Origin of the sequence: Paenibacillus sp. FSL K6-2859 (genome assembly GCF_038008265.1) — a bacterium.
Classification (GTDB): Bacteria; Bacillota; Bacilli; order Paenibacillales; family Paenibacillaceae; genus Paenibacillus_AQ; species Paenibacillus_AQ nitricinens.
This window is the reverse complement of sequence record NZ_JBBOYU010000001.1, coordinates 1,918,167-1,940,976: the sequence shown is the minus strand read 5'-3', so window position 1 is coordinate 1,940,976 and position 22,810 is coordinate 1,918,167. Positions and strand designations below refer to the sequence as shown.

Here is a 22,810-nt window from a genome sequence, read left to right as displayed (position 1 = left end):
AAGTTATCCTCCTTCGAGAACCATTATCCATTTAACGTGATATGCTTTCTTCTATTTCAAGAATATTCCGCCTTTACCTTCATTATGTCGTATAGCTTGGGTTATGCGTAGATTTGCCTGTTTTGTCTTGAAAATAGAGCAAATTTCTCAATGGCTTGCGCTCGCGTCGAAACATCAAGCTTCACATAAATTTTGCGCAGGTAATTGTCAATCGAACGGCGACTTACTGCAATTTCAAGCGCTATTTTATCATAAGTAATCCCCTGAACGATTCGCTCCATAATAAACATCTCTGTCTGCGTCAATTGAAGAACATCATCCAGTCCTTTAGACGTCGAAATCGGCCAGGATCCTTTTTCTATCCATTCTAGCGGCATTGAAAGAAAACCCACTCGCAAACCCAGGATCAGCTGTAAAAGCTGATGAGGAGAAGCTCCTTTCGAAAATATCCCGCTGGCTCCCAGCTCTATGAGGGGCTGTAGCAGATCCCTGCCGTCTTCATCCGTCATCACGACAAAATGTGAGTTTGGTGAGCTTTTTTTCATATTTAACAGCACACTCTCAATATTACCTTCAGGCATATGATAATCTGCCAGCACTAGCTCGGGATTCTTTTCCCTTACGATGGAAGCGCCTTCGTCCCAAGTTGAATACATTCCTAGAACTTTAAGCTCTCCTCCCTCTTCCAAAATCAATTTTGTCCCCAGCATACTTGTAGGATGACACCCCACAATAACCACCTGCCAAACCTTCATCATTAATGCCCAGACCTCCTGCTTTATATAATCATCCAGAAAGGAAAGCGCCGCAGCGTTTCCGGTTTAAACGCAAGCAAGGAAGTATGATGACTTGTTCGTTTATTCTCTCGCTGGTTACCTTGAGTACGTCTATCAGAAATTCCAATCTATAGAAATTGTATCGCAGTAGTTTAATAGGATGCAATTACTTTTTCTAGTTTTCACACTCTCTTACATTTTTGCGAAACTAGTCAAAGTCTGATAGAATGGGGACTTGAAAAAAAGACCAACCCGAGGTGATCAAATGCAACCGCTAGCGGAAACGTCCCCGGTACACTCGCGCCGTGCTGCTGTGAGAAGCGGCTCTTCCGTAAAATGGTTTTTACTGTTCTGGATCGTGATGATTGGAATGGGTGTATATGCTGTATACAGCTACACAAACCATTTAAAGCAGCAAGTGCTGAGCGAACTTAGCAATCAGAGCCAGCAGCAGCTTACCGTTCTTAAGACCGACTATGAGTCGAAAATTGCCGTTCTCACTGAAGAAGTGAAGGAATTGCAGAATACAGTGCAAAGTTTTAACGAACTATTAACCTTCACTAAAGATAATGCAAGTGCCAAAACAGACAATAGTAACAAGCTATATACGCAATTGAGCGAGGTTAGCAAACAGTTAGAAGCTTTGAAGAAAGAAATGGATCTGATTAAATGATGACACCAGTCAAAAGAGTGAACCGTTTCTTTATGCTTCTAACCGCACCTTTTTTAGGTTTACTGATATGTATGTGGTGGTATCGACCACCGCTCGAGCTGGATCTTGATGTAGGACAATTCGCACCTATCTCAGGGCCTCTGAATGAAACAGCTGTCCTAAAAAAGGATTTAACCCTAGCCGAAGGCACTGCATCCTACACCATAGATGCAGTCAGCGCTAGCGCTAAGCTATATAAAGGAACCACTACTGCTATGAATAAGTTGGTCGAGACAGCGAAGAATCAAGCGAGCCGTCCTGAGCTTATCTATAACCGCCGGATATCTGCCAAGCTTGGAATACCTTCTGAGGTCCTTAGCAGCGACCGGATTAGAATCGAGCTGTATAAGCTGAATCCAGGTAACTATAAGGCCTATGCTTTGAAGATCAAATTGAAGGATCCAACCGCGATGCAGATGAGTCTTGCTAAAGAAGCTACTGGTGGCGCAGAAACCACAATGCACGCTGTACAAAGTCATGGCGCTATTGCAGGTATTAATGCTGGAGGCTTTGCGGATAAAGCCGGAAAACGCTATCCCTTAAGTACTACTGTGGTTGATGGAAAGTACCTCAATGGTTTCGAGCCGACATTCAAGGATCTCAGCTTCGTAGGTCTGAACAAGTCCGGACAGTTAATCGGAGGGAAATTTTACAGTCGTGCACAGTTAGATCAACTCGAACCCGTATTTGGTGCAACCTTTGTTCCTGTTCTACTTAAGAACAACGTCAAAATACCGATCCCGGAAAAGTGGAAAACGTCCCCCAATCGCGCGCCACGTACAGTAATCGGTAATTATAAGGATGATCAGCTTCTCATCCTTGTAGCGGATGGTTATAATGAGCTTGGCAGCTCTGGTGCCCGGCTAGAGGAAATTCAGAACAAGCTATATAACATGGGCGTCATGGATGCTTATAATCTGGATGGCGGAGGATCGTCATCGCTCATCTTCAACGGAAGAGTAGTCAACAAGCCCTCAGACGGAAATCTTAGAGCTGTACCGACAAATTTCCTGTTTTTTGAATGATTATAGTAAAATGTCTATGCAACATATCACATTTGCGTTTATTTTTATTGATTTGCAGGGTATAATCTTGATAACGAATACATTTGCTAATGGAGGTGCCAGCATGTCGTTCTCATTAACCTTTTGGATCGTAACTATCGTATTTGTGTTATTTATGGTCGGCATCCTTACCTCATCTTACAACGACGACAAAACAAAAGGTCTATAAGCAAGAAATGTCTCAGTAGCCACTTGGCTCTGAGGCATTTTTTTATAAGCCTGAAACAAAAAAACTGCCACATAAGTAGAAGAAGTCTACGAATGGGACAGTTTCTTTGTTTAGAAAACTATAGGCTGTCAGAATTCTAAATGTGTAAATATGTACTTCCTAGGCGTGTCTTGGCAATTGCGTCATTTCTGAGAGGCATGCAGCGCAAATATAACGATCTTTATATTCACTCACACCTTCCATTGAACCGCAGAAAACACATTTTGGACGGTAACGCTCCAAGATGATATGGTCACCCTGTACCAAAATTTCAACCGGGTCGCCTTCATTCATCTGATACCTTTTACGCAGGGACTTAGGCAGAACAATTCTACCCAGCTGATCCACTTTGCGAACTACACCAGCAGGTTTCATATCTAACGTACACCTCTCCTGTTCAACTAATAATTTGTAGCTACTATATATTTCGGCTCATTCATTATATTTCGTTATTAAAATGTCGAATCCTGCTGAAAAAAAACAAAAAAATGTCTTTTTTCTAAACAAGATTAGGAAAATCCAGCTGTCGAAGGGCTTCATATACAATAATAGCCGCAGAATTCGATAAATTCAGCGATCTCACTGCATCACTCATCGGCATGCGCATTTTTGTTTCTTTACCCGCTTCCAGAATTTCAGCAGAAAGCCCCTTCGTTTCTTTACCAAAAACAAAGAAATCTCCATCTTGAAAATCAAAGTCGCTATATCTCTTTTCTGCTTTCGTCGTGGCATAAAAGAAACGTCCCTCACTGTACTTCTCAAGTACCTCAGCAAAAGAGTCGTGGTATTCAATGTTAACAGCGTGCCAGTAATCCAATCCTGCTCTTTTCAATGTAGCATCGTCTGTACGGAATCCGAGCGGGCGAACCAGGTGAAGATGAGTGCCTGTTGCTGCGCAGGTACGCGCAATGTTTCCAGTATTGGCCGGTATTTCCGGCTCAACTAATACGATATGGAGTGCCATTATAGGGTTCCTTCCTCTCTAAAGGCTTTAATAGCCAGATGTTTTACTCTAGTGCATAACCATAGCTTCTCCAAACAAACTGAAAACCTTCCACCCATAGGCGGAAGGTTTACGATAGAGTTCATTAACCTTGAGTTTGCCGGAAATGGTTCATGAAATCAGAAAGTGCTTTAACACTTTCGTAAGGAACTGCATTGTAAATGGAAGCGCGCAAGCCACCCACACTACGATGTCCCTTTAAGCCGACAAAACCTTCCAGTTCAGCAGCTTTAACAAACCGTTTTTCGAGTTCTTCCGATTGCATCCGGAAGGTAACGTTCATAATGGAGCGACTGCTCTTCTCAGCAACCCCACTGTAGAAGCCGTCACTTCCATCGATGTGATCATATAATAGACCCGCTTTTTCAAGGTTCTTGGAATGGATACCAGCAAGACCACCTTGCTCCTCAATCCATTTTAATACTTCGTTAACCATATATACAGAGAAAGATGGAGGTGTATTGTAAAGAGAGTTATTTTTGTAATGAGTGCTGTAACGCATGATAGTTGGAATGTTAGAAGGTGATTCTGCGAGTAATTCCTCTTTAGCAATAACTACAGTCACACCGGAAGGACCAAGGTTCTTTTGTGCTCCAGCGTAGATCATTCCGAATTGGTTGACATCGATTGGCCGGCAAAGGATATCACTGGACATATCTGCGATGAGCGGAATCGAGCCAGCATCCGGATATTCTGCATATTGCGTTCCTTCAATGGTCTCATTGGAAGTAACGTGAAGGTAGGCAGCATTTTCCGCAGCTTTAATCGAACTCAATTCAGGTATAGCTAAGAACTTCTTGTCTTCGGAAGAAGCAGCAACATGAGCGCCCCCTACCAATTTAGCTTCTTTATAAGCCTTATCTGCCCAGCTACCTGTCATAACATAGCTACCTACTTGGCCTGCGGAAATCAGGTTCATAGGGATCATTGCAAACTGTGTGCTTGCTCCACCTTGTACGAACAATACCTTATAGCCCTTCGGATTGCCGAGGAGCGAAAGCAGACGTTCCTGCGCTTCATTATGCACGGATTCGTAGATTGCTCCACGGTGCGACATCTCCATGATAGACATTCCACTTTCTCGGAAATCAACAAACTCCGCTTGTGCGCGTTCCAGTACCGTAAGCGGCAACGCTGCCGGTCCGGCATTAAAATTGTATGCTCTCTTATTCAAAACTACTCCCCACCCTTTCTCTCCTATCAATATGGATATCGCTTATGATAGCAATAATCTCACACACCAGCAAGTATAATTATTCACATAAAAGCTTTGATTGCTGCTTATTAGGATGTGAAAAAATGATAAGTTCGGCTCCAGGACTTGCTTTCATGCGGTAAAAGACTAATGTTCACAAAAACTTCAGGTGAGACCACATGGCGTTCTCCCCATAGCGCCATTCGTGCCACCGGGAAATCTCCGCTCTCGCGCACTCCTGTTCCACTAGGCTTATGGACCAACTCCCAATTGAACTCAGCCTCCGGGCCTCCCCAGCCACTCAGCTTGCAGTAAAAGGATCGGTCTGGCTCTTCTGACCAAGTAAGTGTATTACCAGATACCTCTAGTAAATTATTCGTATATTGAGATTCCGGTTCTTCTATTTTGAGCCCATTCGAGAGACGCAATTCAAAATCCGAACCTATGTTCAAGCCATCAATCCCTACGAAATTGTGGATGTACTCCTCGGTTTGGATTGGCTTATCCCCTTTGTTATGCAATTCATATGCAATTTTCAATTGATCGTTCTTTATAGAGATCGTTTTGGTCAAAAGCATTGCGTATCCGTTACTTTCCATCGGCTGGACAGTATATATAATCGAATCAACCCTAACCTCCATATCAATAGCAAAGGGAGTTAGTGGATACTTGCTATGAAAGCTATAGCCCTGCGAATCCAGCTTTTGTAACAATCCGACTCCGGGCTTTGGAAACCAGCCTCCGATCGGCGTTTCATCATACCCAATTGCCCGGGAAATGCCAAACTCGTTGCATAGTCCACTTCCACCAGTACCTTCGCCTTCCTTCAAGCTCTCTGGCACACAAAACGTATGGTTACCCTTTTCTAACGTAACTTGTGTGATGAACCCCGTCCAGTCAAAACGAGTCCCTTTATAATCTTCACCAATATCAGCGATATCCACAGATAATACGCCATTTGAAAGCCTATACCCCATCCCTCACAAACCCCTTTCAATCATTCAACAAATAAGTAAATTAGTCCCATTATATCATTTATGAAGAACCTTAGTTTTTATAACTTTCAAAAAAACGTCTGCAGCCGCTATTCATAACGGTGCAGACGTCTTTAATAAAATCTTGTTATGATTACGCCAGAGTCACTTCAATCACGTGAAGCTTCTCTGTCTGCAGAGCAAGGAGCTCTTCACGTGGAATAATCGCACTTCCTGAGCCGCGCTGCAGCGTCACCCCACTGCCATTCAACGTAACGGAGTGTATTTGGTACTCTCCGAAGTTAAAGCTTCCTGTGGCTTTATAGAGCACTTCAAATTCACGATCTGCAAAGATTGTCTTAATGGATGCTTTGCCCTCAGAATCAAATTGTTCTTTTACTAATTTAGGTTCTAGCAATAGATCGCCCAGCTTGCCCTTCACACCAAATACTTCAGTGACCATGGTTAGCAAGAGCCAGCTTGCAGAGCCTGTTAGATACGTGTACATCCCTCTGCCTTGCTCGTTAATATATTCAGGAATACCTGGGTAGATACGCGCTTTTTCGAAATCTGTACTCAAGCTGTAAAGAGATTCAAGGACCTTATGACCTTCTTTTACATAACCACGTTTGTAAAGCGCATTTCCATACATGATGGTCATGTGACTGAACATGGCCCCATTTTCTTTATGGCCAAAAGCAAAACCAAAAGCACGACCCAGATTTTGCTGAATCCCACCGAAACGGGAATTAAGCCTGTATCCAATCTTATCATCAAATAGATTACGATCTACAGCTGCTATAATGTGTGGAATTTGCTCCGGAGCCGCTGCATGACCCATAAGCGGGAACACTTGACCCGTTAGCGTCATACGAACGCCTTCAGAAAATTCACCCTCTACCTGTTCACCATCGTTATTATAATAACCATTAAACCAGCCATCACCATTCTCACTCTGTACCCACTCGTTGCTACGCAAATGGTTAAATAACCATTCCGCTTTTTGCTCCAGATCATCAGCTACTTTATCAATATCGAGAGATACACGAACTCCACTCACCTTATTTGGTGCGGCAGCATAATATCGATCCAATCTCTCTTGCTTACCTGATACAGAACCATAATCTACAGACTCATTAAGAGTATCCAGCAGTAGCTGCATTTCTTCCGCTAATTCAACAGTTTCCTGACCTTTGGAAGTCTTAAGATTACGCAGCACCCGAGAAATATCCAATAGATTGCTAGCATAGAAAGATGTAAATGCTACACTCTCTCCGCGATCCGCACCCATATCGAGGCCATCATTCCAGTCCGCTCCCTCGAGCAGGATATTATTATGTTCCCCTACATTAAAGAATGGAACTAGATTTTGCAGCAAAATATGTTCCAGAATTGTACCTTTGTAGATTTCCCCAGAGGCTGTTCTAAGATCACTGCCTACAGAGGTATTCCATGAAGTATCACGTTCCTTACAACGACTCATAAAAGTATCCCGGAAATAAGTCTGTTCTTGCAACAAGAAATCAAGATCACCACTCTGATCCAGATAGAGCATCGTTGTTAAAAACGGCCATGCCCCATGATCCATCCATACACGAGGGATATTGTTACGGTCAGCGATAAATTCACCTGGCTGTTGACCGATAATGGTTGCGTTACTGCCATCAATTCTCACACCAGCGTAATTGTTGAAGAGTAGGCTACGAACTTCGGCAGGCTCCATAATGAGCAGTGCCAGACAGTCTTGCCAAAGATCTCGCCAGCCACGTCCGCCTCTTCCATAATCATGATACGGTAAGAAGGAGTTACCATACAGTCTCCTAAGGACCGGTTGGATGGTTACCCATTTCATCCATTGATCTGCATCCGAGTCGCCGGTATGAAATTCAACCATATTCACTTTGTCTGCCCAGAACGCTTTAGTTTCCTCTAGCAGATGATCAAAAGCTTCAGATGTACCATATTTACTCATCAACGCTTCAACGTTAATTCTATCATTATCAATTGCCATAACTACGACATAAGAATGGCTTGCACCAGAAGACAAGGTAATTGAAGCAAAACGAAGACCACCAACGGCTTCATAACCCTCTCTATCCACGCCGCCACCTTTACCAATCTCTGGCGTAGCATTCAGAATAACAGCTTCTGGCCAGTCAAGACTTCCACCTTCACCGATAAATTCTTCTTGAATCGGGAAGAAACCATCAGGCTGACTGCCATCACCCTCTGCACCAAATACACCGTAAGAAGTGTGATTAATGCGATGACCACGCTCATCGAAAGATAGTGCAGGTTGAACCTCAACACCATAAGCTGAGGTGTAAATCCGGTTCAGCAGGGAGGTTACATGTCTGTGATCGCGCAGATCATCTGCGGAACGGGCATACAAGGGAACTACAGCCGTTGGTGTAAGAGTAAGCTCCTCTGTTCCCGTATTCGTCAACGTAACTTTCATAAGTTCTACCTTATCATTACCGCTAGGTACGAAGCTGGTAATCTCAGCTTTGACACCCATCTCAGAGTTGCTGCGAGTCACACGATGCCATAGGAATCCAGCCTCAAGTACTGCATCATCAGCAGATGAGGTGTAGAACGCTGCATTTTGCTTAGCAGAGTTTCCAGCTGCAGACCAAGCACCTTTGCCTTCGACGTAAACCCAGAAATTACGTGAGGCGCGTGAATTATGCAAATCTTCAACAGATAAGGGCGGTGTTAAAAATGTATTATGACCAGTCGTCGCCTGACCATGAAGCTTCGGGGTTACAGTCGACATCATTCCCCCCTCATTTACTAGAGGGAAGTATAAGAAACTACTATGATCCGGTTGCTGAAGCTTGAACTCCCCATCCTTTCCGGTGAATTCAAAGCCTTGAATTTTTTTGCGGTCCATTGTCCCCATCCTCTCATTTACACATCTACTTAAGCTTTAACCGCACCTGCCAATGCACCGTCAACGATATACTTTTGAATGAAGGTGTACAGGACGATAAGGGGTGCAGATACGATCATGATACCGCACGCCAACATAGGCCAGTTGTTTCCGTATTGACCGCGGAATTCTTTAAGCCCGAAGGTAATTGGATAATGTTCCGGACTTGGCAAATACATGATTGGACCTACAAAGTCATTCCAAATCGTAATCGCCGTCAGGATAACACCTGTTGCGATAACAGGTTTCATCAGTGGCATAATGATCTGGAATAAATACCGCATATACCCAGCACCATCCATACCGGCAGCTTCATCCATCTCACGGCTGATCCCTTTAATATAACCTACGAACATCATGAAGACGATCCCTGTCCCTCCTGTTTTTAGGAGAATATAACCCAGCTTCGTATCATAGCCCACAAATCCAAGCTCTTGTTTCATGGTAAGCATCAATTTGAACTGTGCAACCATAGGGTTAGGCAAGAACTGTGACATCAAGAAGAACAAATAAATAAAACCGCTCCACTTCACATAATTTCTCGCCACCGGGAAAGCTCCGAATAACGAAACGATAAGTGTTAGCACTGTTGCTACAACAGTGTACAGCAAACTGTTAATGAAATAATTAGAGAAATTACCTTTTAACCAAGCTTCCTTGTAATTATCCCATTGAATACTTTTCACAAGTCCGATCGGGTCTAGCAAATAGTCCGAAAAAGACTTGAATGAAATGTTTATTACAAACAATAGTGGCATGATATACAAAACAAGCAATACTGCAATCAGAATATAGGAGAGAGTTTTGGCGGTTTTGGAATCTTTCATTAATACTCCACCTCTCTCTTACGCATTTGTTTAACTGCAAATACAACGAAGACCAGAATCATAAGGAACTGCACCACAGAAAGCGCGGATGGAAGTCCCATCTGGAGAGAACCACGGAACGTCTCTTTATACACGTCATAAGCCATCGTTCTTGTGTTAAAGCGACCGTCCGTAGTTGCGAGAATAATATCAAAGGTCGACATCGCACCGATAATGGACAAAATAATATTAATGGTGAACGATGGTGCAATAAGCGGGAACGTAATGTTTTTAAAAGATTGCCACTTCGTGGTTCCATCAATATATCCAGCTTCATACAGATCTTTCGGTACGGATTGAAGTCCTGCAAGGAAAATCAGCATGGAGTAACCCATGTACATCCAAATTTGCGTAAATATAATATAACCAAACGCATGGGTGAAGCTTCCAAAGAACATATCTTTATATCCGAACAATGAATCATACAGTTGATTTACGGGACCACTTAGCGGATCGAACATCAAGCCCCATACCAGTGCAACTACCGATACACCGAGCACAACCGGCAAAAAGAAAACTGCGCGATAAAAATAATCGCCTTTCAGCTTCTGATTAATAACTACGGCCATAAGGAGACCGACACCGTTTTGTACGATTGTAACAATGACCATGAAATAAACTGTTCGTATAATGGAATCCCATCGTTCGCCTGAATTTCCGGAGTTAAAAACACTGTAATAATTGTCAAGGCCTACGAAATTCAATTTGCTTCCTGGAACGTTAGTAATATCTGTAAATGAATAAATGACCGTCATCATAGAGGGTCCAAAATAAAAAATAACGTACAACGATAATGGAATCATAAGCAGCAGAAGCGGTAAATATCTTTTTATACCTTTTCCGAACGGATACATTTCTCTCACCTACCCAATCCTAATTCAATAAAATGATCGGGGTCTGTACGAACAGACCCCGATGTTGTAGTACATGATGGTGCACAGTATGTTGTTGATGTCTGTTTATTGGAATAACAGCTTATTTAGGAGCTGCTGCTTCCCATTCTTTTTGTTGTACATCTGCAAGTTCTTTAGCAGTTTTGAATTCGCCGCCTGGTGCCAGGTATTCAGTGTGAACACCTTCAGCAGCAATGTGCTCGCCTACATTGTCGCGGTTAATCATAATGATTTCATAAGCAAGTTCAAAGTCTTCTGCCATGTATTGGGCAAGTTCGTTATCAATGAAGTCACTGCCAGTTGCGATGTTATCTTGTGTGGGTACAAATCCGGCAGCCTTAACATATTCCGTGTAATTTTCTGGTTCAGAGAAGAATTCCAGCCATTTCAAAGCGCCTTCTTTGTTCGGACCTTTTTCTGCTGCATACCAAGTTACATCGTACTTACCGACAAGAGATGAGTTCTTAGCAGCATCTTCAGTAGCTGGGATTGGGAAATATCCAAATTTCACATCAGGATTTGCCGCAGCGATTGTAGGTGCATCCCAAGTACCGTCAGCAATCATAGCTGCTTTACCTGTTGCGAAGTACGAAGGTGCTGTTGCATAGTCAATACCCAAGAAACCATCGATGATGTAGTTATCTTGAAGGGTCTTCATTTTATCCAATACTTCTACAGCCTCAGCATCGTTGAACGCCGAAGTGCCTTTCCAAACGCCTTCAATCCATTTTTGTTGGTCGCCGCCACCTAGAATCTTAGCTTGCAAACCGAACACTGGCAGTTTCAAAGGCCATACATCTTTACCAGCCACTACGATTGGTACAATGCTCTTGGATTTCAAAGTATCTAAAACACTGATGAACTCTGTCCATGTTGTTGGAACAGTCAAACCGTTCTGTTCAAAAATTTCTTTATTATAGAAGAAACCTGACATCGCTACTTTACCGGTTGGGATCGCATACACTTTATCGTTGTAAGTACCCGCTTTGGCAATATCATTCGCATTATAGTTTTTAACGAAAGCTTCGTTGCTCAGATCAGCAATCAAACCGGAATCAATCCATTGTTGCCAGTCTGGCACTTTCGCACCTGGTGTCCAATCTTTCGGAGACAATCTCATACCGGACAAATCGGCAAGGACGTCTACGTCACCAGCTGTAATTCTTGCTCTTTGTGCTTGTTTAAATTCATCATCCGGACCTGTCGTCGTGTACTCAATCTTGTATTCCGGATATTTTTCTTCAAACTTCTTATTAATGTCTGTAATGACCTTGTTAATGTTTTCTTGTTTCCAGTGCAAGATTTTAATAACCTTTTTCTCACCATTTGCGGGCTTGCTTGTTCCGTTGCCCGAAGTAGCCTCATCATTTGTGTTGTTGCCGCTTCCACATGCTGCTAATGAGAGCACTAGCGCTGAGCTCAACAATACCGCAGAAAGCTTCTTTACCATTTTTGTTACCCCCCAGATGATTTGTATGACCTTTTAACGAAACACCATCTTAATTCCTGAAATTACGAAACTTTAGTGATTATAATACAGAAAGCGGTTTCGTTGTTTTTATTATTACATCGTTATTTATCTTTGTAAAGACTTTTTTTATTCTTTATCTTTGAACAATTCTTGAACTAAAATCCTCAAAAACCCTTTTAAATCAAGGATATTTCTATTTGAACACCAAAGATCCCATTGACTATCTACCTATATAATTATAAAATCATTTACGAAAACGTTTCGCAATTCATATTTGAAAATCCATAAAAAACTTAACTCAACTATACTTTTATCATAGATTATAGAGTATTTCGCATTATAAGGAGGACCAAAGTTGGCCTATAACATTAAAGACATAGCGAAAATAGCTGGAGTTTCTGTTTCGACAGTATCTAAAATCATAAATAACTACAGCGATATTTCGGAAGACACCAAGACTAGGGTACAACAAATCATAAAGGAAACCGGATATACTCCCTCCAATTCAGCAAAAACATTAGCTACAAAATCATCGAATCTAATTGGTGTTATTTTTGCAGGAATGCTGAACGTTGACTTTACCCACCCTTTTTTCATCGAAGTCCTAAATTCCTTCAAAAAACAAATGGGACTATTAGGTTACGACCTGATCTTTTTCTCTAACGAAAAATTTCAAAGTGGCGATACTAATGATTATCTTGCCCGTTGTCTGCATTTTAATGTAGATGGCTGCCTACTTATTACCGGACAAGAGCTAGAAACCTCCATCAGCGAATTGGATAATAGTTCTATCCCATGCATCGGCGTAGATTTAAAGCTGTCAGGCGACAATTCGGGTTATATCATGTCTGATAATTTTAAGTTGTCTACCAAGGTAGTCGAACACTTTTACTTATTAGGCTATCGAGAACTTGGTTATATCGGCAGCTCCTCTGAGTCAGAAATCTCCAATATACGTGAAAGTGGTTTCCGCAAAGCACTTGAAGATTTAGGACTACCGATCAACGAAAGCTGGTTCTTAAACGGCAGCAACTTCTTTGAAGCCAGCGGTTATGAGACCATGCGTAGAATGATTTCAAATGGAAACTTGCCCAGAGCGATATTCGCGGCTTCTGATCAGTTAGCTATTGGAGCTATGCGTGCCCTAAAGGAATCTGCTATTACTGTTCCTGGAACCGTCGCGATTATTGGCTGTGACGATATCGAAGCCTGCAATTACACAACACCACTCTTAACTACGATTAAACAAAATAAAGATAAAATCGGCCGTCTAGCCGCGTTAATGCTGTATGATCTAATAAACAATCAATCAGGCACGAGCTCTTTCAGCGTCGAGCCTGAGCTCATCATAAGAGAATCCTGTGGCGCTCCTGAGCGGGGTTTAGTATAGCCCTGAAGCAAAAAAAGAGGATATCCGTAGCCATATCAATGGCCAAAGATATCCTAAACAACACAAAAGGTGTCCCTAAGCCCTTCCCATGGCTTCGGAACACCTTTATTCGTTTAAGCTTTATTTATCTAAGCAATCTTACAGGTCGAAGTACAGAGAATATTCATGTGGATGAACACGAATCGCAACCTCTTGAGCCTCGGAACGTTTCAGAGCAATATAATTATCAATGAAGTCCTTAGTAAATACGTCGCCTTCAGTAAGGAACTCGTAATCAGCTTCCAAAGAATCAAGCGCTTCGCCCAGGCTGCCTGGAACGCTGCGGATCTTTTCTTTGTCTGCATCGGACAATTCATAGATGTTCTTATCCAGAGGACCGTAACCCAGTTCTTGTGGGTTGATCTTGTTCTTGATTCCATCCAGACCTGCCATCAGCATGGCGGAGAATGCCAAGTAAGGGTTAGCCGTGGAATCCGGTGTACGGAACTCGATACGACAGCCTTTTGGTGTCACAGCTGCTACCGGGATACGAACTGCTGCAGAACGATTTCCTTTGGAGTATACCAAGTTAACCGGTGCTTCGTAACCAGGAACCAAACGTTTAAAGGAGTTGGTGCTTGGGTTAGTCAAAGCGATCAGAGCTGGTGCATGGTACAAAATACCACCAATATAATGAAGAGCCATTTCACTCAAGTTAGCATAGGCGCCTTTTTCGTAGAACAAAGGAGTGTCTCCATCAAAGATGGATTGGTGTACGTGCATTCCGCTACCATTATCACCGAACAGTGGTTTTGGCATGAAAGTCGCTACTTTTCCGTACTGACGTGCAGTGTTTTGTACAATATATTTATAAGTCATGAGATTATCAGCAGTTTTCTTCAAGGTATCAAAACGGAAGTTAATTTCCGCTTGACCTGCAGTGGCTACTTCGTGGTGATGACGCTCAATGCGTAGTCCAACTTCAGCAAGCAGACGGCACATTTCACTGCGGATATCCTGTTGGGAATCCACAGGTGCTACAGGTACATATCCACCTTTAACGCCAACTTTAAATGCCAGGTTGCCTCCCTCTTCTTTACGACCCGTATTCCAAGCCGCTTCTTCAGAATCGACGAAGAATGAGGAACTGTTCATACCGCTCTCGTAACGAACATCATCAAAGATAAAAAATTCAGACTCAGGTGCGAAGAATGCCGATGTTCCAACTCCGCTCTTCTGCAGGAATTCTTCAGCTTTCACAGCAATACCGCGAGGATCGCGCTCATAGCGTTCACCATCAGGAGTGAAAATGTCGCACATTACGTTCAGCGTTGGATGAGCTGTAAACGGATCAATGAACACACTGTTCGGATCAGGCATCATAACCATGTCTGATTCTTCAATACCACGGAATCCTTTGATGGAAGAACCGTCGAATGCTACCCCATTTACAAAAGTTTCATCTTCCACTTCAGAAGCAGGCAGAGAAATGTGGTGAGCACGGCCACCTAAATCTACGAATCGAAAATCTACCCACTCGATATTGTTTTCTTTAATTGTTTGCAACACTTTTTCAACCGACATGAATTTTTCCTCCCCCAAGTTCCGAACATTAAGCCCCTCACAGTATGCAAATGTTCTTGTTTCATTTTTATTTGCTGTCGTCATTATAAATCTCATACCTAACATCGTCAATGCTTATGTCAGGTATTTCTTTCAGCAATGTAAGATATTCTAACGCTTTCGTGAAATCCATTATTTTCGTTAATATTCATAACATTTCTAACTTATCCAATAGAAAAAAAGCCCAACTATCCCGTTATAGCGCGGGTTTAGAGGGCTTCCAAGGTAGCGATATGCTTACATATTATAGCGCCGAAACTGTTTCTGGCGAAGTTGAAAACTTACGTCCAACAATTGGAGCAAGCCTTTCTAGATCCTTAAGCAGATTATCGAACTGTTCAGGGAATAACGATTGAACACCGTCACCTGTCATGGAATTGTCCGGATCTGTGTGCATTTCGATGATTAGACCATTCGCACCAGCAGCAACCGATGCTTTGGCCATAGGTTCAACTAATTCACGACGTCCAGTGCCATGACTGGGGTCAGAGATTACCGGAAGGTGGCTTAAGCTTTGTAGAACCGGAATAGCCGATAGATCCAGTGTATTACGTGTATAAGTCTCAAATGTACGAATACCACGCTCACAGAGCATTACATCCTTATTTCCGCCGGCCAAAATGTACTCCGCTGCATTGAGCAACTCATCATAAGTTGCACTGAAGCCACGTTTCAAAAGGACAGGTCTTCCGCAAGTACCCAGCTTGCGCAGCAAATCAAAGTTCTGCATGTTCCGTGTACCTACCTGGAGGATATCCGCATGTTCTGCACAAATATCCACATACTCTGGTGTCATAACCTCTGTAATGGTTAACAGGCCATGACGCTTTCCTGCTTCAGCCATCATCGTCAATCCTTCTACACCTACACCTTGGAAGCTGTAAGGACCTGTACGGGGCTTAAACGCGCCTCCACGCAGTACCTGAGCACCTGAAGCTTTAACTAGACGAGCGATCTCATCAATCTGCTCTGGTGACTCCACAGCACAAGGCCCGCCCATGATTACCAGATTCTCGCCACCGATCTTAACACCCTTGATATCGATAATCGTATCCTCTGGGTGGAAATCACGGCTAGCTAGCTTGTAGGACTTGGAGATTTTCACGACGTTCTCCACACCCTTCATTTGCCGCAAATGCTCTGCAAGCTTAGGGGTGACACTTCCTACTAAACCGATAACGGTGTGATCTGCACCCTTGGAGAGATGTACCTGCAAGCCCTCTCTTTCGATAACTGCGATAATATCTTTAACCTGCTCTTCTGGCGTTTGATTGGATGTAATGACGATCATTTTAATAACTTCCTCTCTACACTTAAAATTTATAATAATTCCGCTAAATACACTCACACTACGACGCGTGTTCGCTTTTAAGCTTTTAAGCTTTTATGCTTTTAACCGATAAAGCGATTTTACTCTAAAAATCCTTTACCGTCAATCCTCTTTCCTGATTAATAAGATGAAACCGCTTGCTTCATATAAAAAGAGCGCGTAACCTCGATAGACGAGGTTACGCGCTCTTGTCACAATTCAAATATATAAGTTCGCTTACAGCGATTATGATGTACTTGCACTCTTTTTCTTAACCGGAGGAAGTAGCTTCGCCATATTTACAGTACGTTTGATCTCCCATGTCTCAGGATTCTCGGAATCATACTGCTCCAAATAATGAATAACTTCTTTGGTAATTGGGGTAGGTGTAGATGCACCAGAAGTAACACCCACAATATTCACACCCTTCAGCCAGTCTGTGTTCAGTTCAGACACATCAGAAATCCGATGAGCAGGAACTCCAGCAATTTCTTCCGACACCTGTGCCAGACGATTAGAATTGTTACTTCGCGGATCACCAACGACAATCAATAGATCACACTGGCCCGCCTGCTCCGCTACAGCCTCTTGACGCACCTGAGTAGCCATACATATCTCATTATGCACTTCGGCACCCGGGAAGGTCTCTAGGAGCTTTTTCATGATATGTTTAATATCCCACTGGCTCATAGTAGTCTGATTCGTAATAACAATCCGTGAAGAAGGGATGGATAATGTGGCGATCTCATCTTCTTTTTCAATCAGATGCACATGCTCAGGAGCAATACCAACAGCACCTTCCGGTTCCGGATGGCCTTTCTTGCCGATATAAATGACCTCATAGCCATCATCTACTTTTTCCTGAATAAGATCATGGGTCTTGGTGACATCAGGACAGGTCGCATCAACCGTAGTCAATCCTTTATCCCTTGCCATCTTACGCACCTCAGGTGAAACCCCGTGAGCAGTGAATATAACAGTCCCACTGTCTACTTGATCTAGAATATCCAGACGATTATGACCGTCTAAGGTAATAATGCCATCGTCTTCGAACGAATTTGTGACATGACTATTATGAACAATCATGCCCAGTATATAAATCGGCCGGGGAAGATCGAGATTTTGCGCAGCCTGCCTTGCCATTACCATTGCATCGACGACTCCGTAACAGTATCCCCGGGGAGAAATTTTAATGACTTCCATGACTTCACCAACTTTCTGCTTTCGTTGACTTCTGTAATAGGACACACTTTAAATTATACCCTATTCCAGCGGCGGAGCAAAGAGAAGCGGAAGCCAGATCACAAAAGTAGTTCCCTCACCCTGACGAGTAACAACTTCCACAGACCCACCATGTTCGTCAATAATCCACTTCGCAATGGATAAACCAAGCCCAATCCCTTCTGTAATTCCACGTGATTCATCTGCACGATAGAAACGGTCGAAAATATATGGAACCTCATCTTTATCCATACCTATACCCGTATCGGTGATCCGAATACCAACCTGGTTCTGATAGAAAATCGTATCTAAACTCACCTCGCCAGAAGGTGTGTATTTAAAAGCATTGTCGATGAAAATAAACAACATTTGTTGTAAATAATCTTTATTCCCAACAACATATTTCCCATTTAAAGCAGACATATCTCCAGTAACCCACTCCGCTTGCCGAGGCAGGAAAGACGCCCGACGAGCAATCTCAGTCATCATTGGTTCCAATGCCACGGGTTCTATCTCGAAGGTTCGCCCTGTATCAGCACGCGCAAGAGAGAGCATATCCGCTACCAGTCGGCTCATCCGCTTAGACTCGTCCGCGATATCCTTCACCGATTCCATGGAGAGCTGGCGAATTTCAGCCTCGCTCATCTTCCCTTCACCCGGCTCCATCTCCCATACTTTTTGCAGCAGATCGATATTCCCGCGAATGGTTGTGAGCGGAGTCCGCAGCTCATGTGAAGCATCCGATACGAAACGACGCTGAGCCGCATACGAATCCTCAAGCTCTGTGTAGAATCCTTCCATACGCCCAAGCATACTGTTAACGGTCTCAATAAGTCTTCCTATTTCGTCTGGAGGTCCATCATATTCAATACGGGAGCTTAGGTCATTTCCCGTCTGAATCCCATTCGCAGCTTCAATTACTTTTCCAATGGGACTCATCGCTTTACGGGCCAGGAATAAACCAAAGGTAAATGCCGCGATCAAGGTAGCAAAAGAACCGACGAGCAATATATTTTTCAAACGCTCCAAGAGCTTACTCTGCTCACCCACATAAGCAGCGACTTGTAATACAGCAACTGGATTATTATTAAAATTCTCTATTTCTAAAGAAATAGGCATTTCGTAGATCAAAAACTGATTGCCGTCTACAACAACATTACGATATCCCTGTACAACCTTATCTTGAGCAGGATAATCAAACTGTAGGCCAAAATTAATCATGTTTGTCGACTGTGATAAGCTTTTGCTACCATAAGTATAAATCTGTGTATACATATTGGAATTTTCAGGACGTCTGACTCCTCCAAGCTTCAACTCACCATTGTAGCGATCAATACTAAACAAGGGTTTCGTCTGTTCAGCTTGCACTCTTAGTCGATCCTTCAAGTCCCCATACGTATTAAAATAGACAAAACCGTAAATTGCGGCTGATAAGGCCAGCAGCATAACGGCCAAAATCCCTGAATACCAAGCAGTCAGCCGCAATCTTATAGACATGTTAGTTGTCACCTCTTAGAATGTAACCGGCACCCCGGATCGTTTGAATGAGGCGTTTACCGCCATGCTCCTCCGTCTTTTGACGTAGCATAGCTATGTATACCTCAAGTACATTTGATTCACCGCTATAATCATAACCCCATATTTTATCCATAATCAGATCCCGCGAAAGCACCCGTTTCGGATTCTGCATAAAGAGATGCAGCAGCTCAAATTCCTTCGCTGTCAGTTCCAGTCTTTTACCGGCGCGTGTAACCTCCCGTGAATCTACATCTAAGGTAATATCCTCATAAGTAACCGCTTGCTCACTGCCGCCATTTTGTTCACTCTTACGTCGTAGTAATGCTCGTACACGTGCAAGTAATTCTTCCAGCGCAAATGGTTTAACTAGATAATCGTCCGCACCCAGATCAAGCCCTTTCACACGATGCTCAATTTCATCCTTGGCTGTAAGCATTAGAACAGGCACATTACTGCCTCCTTCACGCAAACGACGACAGACTTCAAATCCATCCACCTGAGGCATCATAACATCCAGAATCACCACATCCGGATCACTGCTCAGGATTGCTCGTAACCCATCCGCTCCATTCACCGCAGTCTTTACATCGTAACCTTCAAAAGCTAGTCCTCGGCGAAGCATGGAAATAATTTTTTCATCATCATCAATGATTAGAATATTCGGTCGCATCAAGCAGCCCCCATTGTTTCTGTTTATTTATATTGTAGCAGTCATACCATGATTAGACAAAAACGGAAGGGTTGCCCCTTCCGCGTGATTCACCGTCCGGTGTTATCGTTGCTGACTTTGCCCAGTAGTCGTTGTATCAAAATCATTTTTGTTGCCGATTGTAACGGAAAGATCCAGCTTTTTACCATCACGCACCACATTCAGCGTTACTTTGTCACCGACTTTTAACGTTTGAATGAAAGCGATCAGATCTTGGTTTGTTGCATATTGCGTTCCATTTGCACCTGTAATGATATCGTAAGGGCGCAAATCAGCGGCATACGCTGGTGATTTAAAGATAATATCTGCAACGACAGATCCTTCTTTAATATCTGTGCCCATTTGCTTAGCAACTTCATCCGTAATCGTCATAAGTGTTGCACCAATAAATGGAACGGGTTCTTTTGGAATCGCTTGGTTCGCTTCCAGTTTATCTACGACTTCTTTTATCGTGTTCACAGCGATAGCAAAACCAATCCCTTGGGAATCCGTACTAACGGCTACGTTCATACCAATTACCTGTCCATTCATATTAAGCAGCGGACCACCAGAGTTACCTGGGTTAATAGAAGCGTCAGTTTGCAGCAAGTTCTTGTAGTTGCGTGTTCCACTACCATCTTCTTCATTAATATCGATGCTGCGTCCTTTTGCACTAAGAACACCAGAGGTTACTGTATGGTCGAAGCCTTGTGGGTTACCGATAGCAACCACTTCTGAACCTACTTTCAGACTATCCGAATCTCCCAGGGCAACTGTAGGGAAATCACTGTCTCCTTCAATCTTCAGAACGGCCAAATCCAGATCTTTGCTGGAACCTAGCAATTTCGCTTCGTATGGTTTCGTCACCCCATCCACTGTAACTTGGATGACATCGGCATTTTCAATGACATGCTGATTCGTCAAAATATATCCAGATTTCTCATAAATGAAGCCTGTTCCAATTCCATAAGGGATAAGCTGCGATGAGGAGTTTGAACCTGACTTCGAGTCCTGCTCATTTTGTGAAGAACCATTGCTGCCATATTGATCTCCGAAAAAGAATTGAGAAAACGGATCACTCAAATTCGGACTGGATGAACTTCCATTACGTGAACCGGACTTCACTAGCGTCTCAATTTTGACGACTGCTGGTCCAACCGCATCCACTACGCCAGTCACATCACGAGATCCTTTCACCAATGATGTAGTTGTAGTATTAGGTGTAGTACTAGCACTCTCATTCGTCGTCTTCGCCGTTCCATTCGATTCTGAGCTCGCAATGGTTGAAGCTGCATCTCCTGTGAACCAGTTGCCTCGATCTGCCATGAACATAGAACCTGAGAGAACGACCATACCCGCTAAGAAGGAAACAAATATTGTTTTCATTGAGCTTTTTGGTTTTTTATTAAACTGCCAGCCACCGCCACCTTCAGAACCGCCTCCGCCGTTTCCACCTCTTCCACCACCATTACCATCGAAGCCTGTACTGCGATATGAACTGTTATATGGAAGTTGTTTTACAGGCTGTGGAGGTGTAATCTCGACCCGCTCCGGCTCCATCCGGTTGTAATGCTGAGCACTTCCGTCAACGTTACTTTCATCTTTGTTCAATGATTTAAATGGTCCATAAGAATAGTAGTATGATGATCCGGATTCGGATGACTGATTATTATTGCTATTATGGTTATTATTGTCCCAATCCCGATCTGGTGCTGGTCCATTGTCACGATTAAAGTTGTTTTTGTTATCGTCCATGTTTATTTACCTCCTGCATCCTGTCGCCCGACAAGGATTAATTTGTTTTCTTGTTTCTTATTTTGTACTTTAAACCTTAAGGTCACATTAAAAACAATTTAAGCGGAGATAAAAGATATAGGCGAATAGACGGGATTAGGTATCAGAAGACACACCGCTGTTGGGCGGGACTGGGTTTCAGGCTACACCGCTCTGATACCTATTCCCTAAGCTGGGAAGTAAAAAAGAAGCTCGGGCGCGGAAAACAACGCGGCCCGAACTTCCAACATACAACCTAGAACAAAACCCTAGAACGACGTCCTTGAACGAAGTCCATGAACAAAGAACAAACAACGATCAATAGTTATAGGGAAAAACTCCCTATAATTAACCAAAAATCATAAGAAATCAAGATTTAAAGGGAATACCTCCCTATAATTCTCAGCATTATAGTTATTTATGAGAAAAACAAGAAATTTATACGGAGGATTTCCCTATAATCCTGTATACAAGCGTAAAACTCAAGTCTAAAGGGAAGTTTTCCCTATAACTTACTTTTAAGTCCCATAAACTACTCCAAATCATCTTAAACACCAATCCCTACCCCTGAGCCCAACCCTTTCGATGAGCATAAATTGCCAACTGGGTTCGATCATCCAGCTCGCATTTCATCAGCAGGTTGCTGACATGCGTCTTCACTGTCTTGATGCTGATATGTAGTTCCTCGCCGATGTCCTTATTGGTCTTCCCCTCAGCAATGAGCAGCAGGACTTCTTTCTCACGCTCCGTCAAACCGGAGGAATCGCCTTGTACGGTACGCTGGCGTATGCCACGCGTCAATGCTTGCGATACATCACCAGTCATGACTGGCATACCACGGAATGCGCCTTGCAGTGCATAGATCAGCTCCTCTGCTGACACGGTTTTGAGCACATAGCTGACTGCTCCAGCTTCGATAGCATCCACGACGAGATCATCCTCTAGGAAGCTGGTCAAGATAACGATTTTGAGACCAGGAAATTCTGACAGCACTGCACGAGTAGTCTCCACACCATTCATCACAGGCATCATCAGATCCATTAGTACGAGATCAGGCAAGCCTTCATGTCCACCAGCACGCAGCATCTCCAGCGCTTCTTGTCCATTCGCTGCTTCACCTATAACCTCAAACGTCGGCTCCAGCATCAGATATGTTTTAAGACCCATCCGTACCATATCGTGATCATCTACGAGCAACACTCTTATGACACTCAT

The 22,810-nt window shown here is 43.2% G+C and carries 19 protein-coding genes; 3 read left to right on the top strand and 16 right to left on the bottom strand.

Features of this window, described 5'->3' with window-relative positions; translation table 11 throughout:
• Positions 1-101 precede the first annotated feature (101 nt).
• Positions 102-758 carry a DNA-binding response regulator gene (locus MHB64_RS08445; protein WP_042186245.1) on the bottom strand — a complete coding sequence of 219 codons (657 nt, stop codon included), beginning with the start codon at positions 756-758 and terminating at the stop codon, positions 102-104.
• 283 nt (positions 759-1,041) lie between these two features.
• Between MHB64_RS08445 and MHB64_RS08440 the strand changes: the two genes are divergently transcribed.
• Both MHB64_RS08440 and MHB64_RS08435 read left to right on the top strand, forming a co-directional pair.
• Entirely contained in the window at positions 1,042-1,449 is a 408-nt protein-coding gene (locus MHB64_RS08440; RefSeq protein WP_094870508.1) for a hypothetical protein, read from the top strand.
• Positions 1,446-2,513, top strand: a complete 1,068-nt coding sequence (locus tag MHB64_RS08435; RefSeq protein WP_280787386.1) for a phosphodiester glycosidase family protein — start codon at positions 1,446-1,448, stop codon at positions 2,511-2,513. The genes MHB64_RS08440 and MHB64_RS08435 overlap by 4 nt, the downstream gene beginning before the upstream one ends.
• Positions 2,514-2,880: 367 nt before the next feature.
• On the opposite strand, the gene MHB64_RS08430 is transcribed toward MHB64_RS08435, so the two are convergent.
• The 8 genes from MHB64_RS08430 to MHB64_RS08395 form a co-directional block, all read right to left on the bottom strand.
• Positions 2,881-3,135, bottom strand: a complete 255-nt coding sequence (locus MHB64_RS08430) for an AbrB/MazE/SpoVT family DNA-binding domain-containing protein (protein WP_039871533.1) — start codon at positions 3,133-3,135, stop codon at positions 2,881-2,883.
• Positions 3,136-3,259: 124 nt separating this feature from the next.
• Complete coding sequence (gene trmL, locus MHB64_RS08425) at positions 3,260-3,724, bottom strand: tRNA (uridine(34)/cytosine(34)/5-carboxymethylaminomethyluridine(34)-2'-O)-methyltransferase TrmL (RefSeq protein ID WP_042125678.1); 465 nt, start codon at positions 3,722-3,724, stop codon at positions 3,260-3,262.
• A 124-nt stretch (positions 3,725-3,848) separates the two neighbouring features.
• Complete coding sequence (gene serC / locus MHB64_RS08420; protein ID WP_094876472.1) at positions 3,849-4,937, bottom strand: 3-phosphoserine/phosphohydroxythreonine transaminase; 1,089 nt, start codon at positions 4,935-4,937, stop codon at positions 3,849-3,851.
• Between the two features lie 110 nt (positions 4,938-5,047).
• Positions 5,048-5,935 carry a hypothetical protein gene (locus MHB64_RS08415; RefSeq protein ID WP_341134140.1) on the bottom strand — a complete coding sequence of 296 codons (888 nt, stop codon included), beginning with the start codon at positions 5,933-5,935 and terminating at the stop codon, positions 5,048-5,050.
• A 151-nt stretch (positions 5,936-6,086) separates the two neighbouring features.
• Positions 6,087-8,825 (bottom strand): GH36-type glycosyl hydrolase domain-containing protein, encoded by a 2,739-nt coding sequence (locus tag MHB64_RS08410; protein ID WP_280787387.1) that lies wholly within the window; start codon positions 8,823-8,825, stop codon positions 6,087-6,089.
• Positions 8,826-8,854: 29 nt separating this feature from the next.
• Complete coding sequence (locus MHB64_RS08405) at positions 8,855-9,691, bottom strand: carbohydrate ABC transporter permease (RefSeq protein WP_094870513.1); 837 nt, start codon at positions 9,689-9,691, stop codon at positions 8,855-8,857.
• The gene (locus tag MHB64_RS08400) at positions 9,691-10,584 is read right to left on the bottom strand and encodes a carbohydrate ABC transporter permease (protein WP_042186236.1); all 894 of its coding nucleotides are present in this window, start codon (positions 10,582-10,584) and stop codon (positions 9,691-9,693) included. The genes MHB64_RS08405 and MHB64_RS08400 overlap by 1 nt, the downstream gene beginning before the upstream one ends.
• 121 nt (positions 10,585-10,705) lie before the next feature.
• Positions 10,706-12,073, bottom strand: coding sequence for an ABC transporter substrate-binding protein (locus MHB64_RS08395; RefSeq protein ID WP_094876474.1), 1,368 nt, complete (start codon positions 12,071-12,073; stop codon positions 10,706-10,708).
• A gap of 376 nt (positions 12,074-12,449) precedes the next feature.
• Between MHB64_RS08395 and MHB64_RS08390 the strand changes: the two genes are divergently transcribed.
• Positions 12,450-13,484 (top strand): LacI family DNA-binding transcriptional regulator, encoded by a 1,035-nt coding sequence (locus tag MHB64_RS08390; protein ID WP_094876475.1) that lies wholly within the window; start codon positions 12,450-12,452, stop codon positions 13,482-13,484.
• Positions 13,485-13,622: 138 nt separating this feature from the next.
• Here the strand turns inward: MHB64_RS08390 and glnA are convergent, their stop codons facing one another.
• The 7 genes from glnA to MHB64_RS08355 all read right to left on the bottom strand — a co-directional run bounded on the left by glnA (position 13,623) and on the right by MHB64_RS08355 (position 22,810).
• Positions 13,623-15,047, bottom strand: a complete 1,425-nt coding sequence (glnA, locus tag MHB64_RS08385; RefSeq protein WP_060624822.1) for a type I glutamate--ammonia ligase — start codon at positions 15,045-15,047, stop codon at positions 13,623-13,625.
• A 283-nt stretch (positions 15,048-15,330) separates the two neighbouring features.
• Positions 15,331-16,377: a 3-deoxy-7-phosphoheptulonate synthase gene (aroF, locus tag MHB64_RS08380; protein ID WP_094870516.1), complete on the bottom strand. Its 1,047-nt coding sequence runs from the start codon at positions 16,375-16,377 to the stop codon at positions 15,331-15,333.
• 264 nt (positions 16,378-16,641) lie between these two features.
• A complete protein-coding gene (locus MHB64_RS08375) occupies positions 16,642-17,598 on the bottom strand; it encodes a 4-hydroxy-3-methylbut-2-enyl diphosphate reductase (RefSeq protein WP_094870517.1) in 957 nt (318 codons plus the stop codon).
• Between the two features lie 60 nt (positions 17,599-17,658).
• Complete coding sequence (locus MHB64_RS08370; RefSeq protein ID WP_094876478.1) at positions 17,659-19,113, bottom strand: sensor histidine kinase; 1,455 nt, start codon at positions 19,111-19,113, stop codon at positions 17,659-17,661.
• A 1-nt stretch (position 19,114) separates the two neighbouring features.
• Positions 19,115-19,804, bottom strand: coding sequence for a response regulator transcription factor (locus tag MHB64_RS08365; RefSeq protein ID WP_094870519.1), 690 nt, complete (start codon positions 19,802-19,804; stop codon positions 19,115-19,117).
• A gap of 102 nt (positions 19,805-19,906) precedes the next feature.
• Positions 19,907-21,577 (bottom strand): S1C family serine protease, encoded by a 1,671-nt coding sequence (locus tag MHB64_RS08360; RefSeq protein ID WP_094870520.1) that lies wholly within the window; start codon positions 21,575-21,577, stop codon positions 19,907-19,909.
• A 579-nt stretch (positions 21,578-22,156) separates the two neighbouring features.
• Positions 22,157-22,810 carry a response regulator gene (locus tag MHB64_RS08355; protein ID WP_042186223.1) on the bottom strand — a complete coding sequence of 218 codons (654 nt, stop codon included), beginning with the start codon at positions 22,808-22,810 and terminating at the stop codon, positions 22,157-22,159.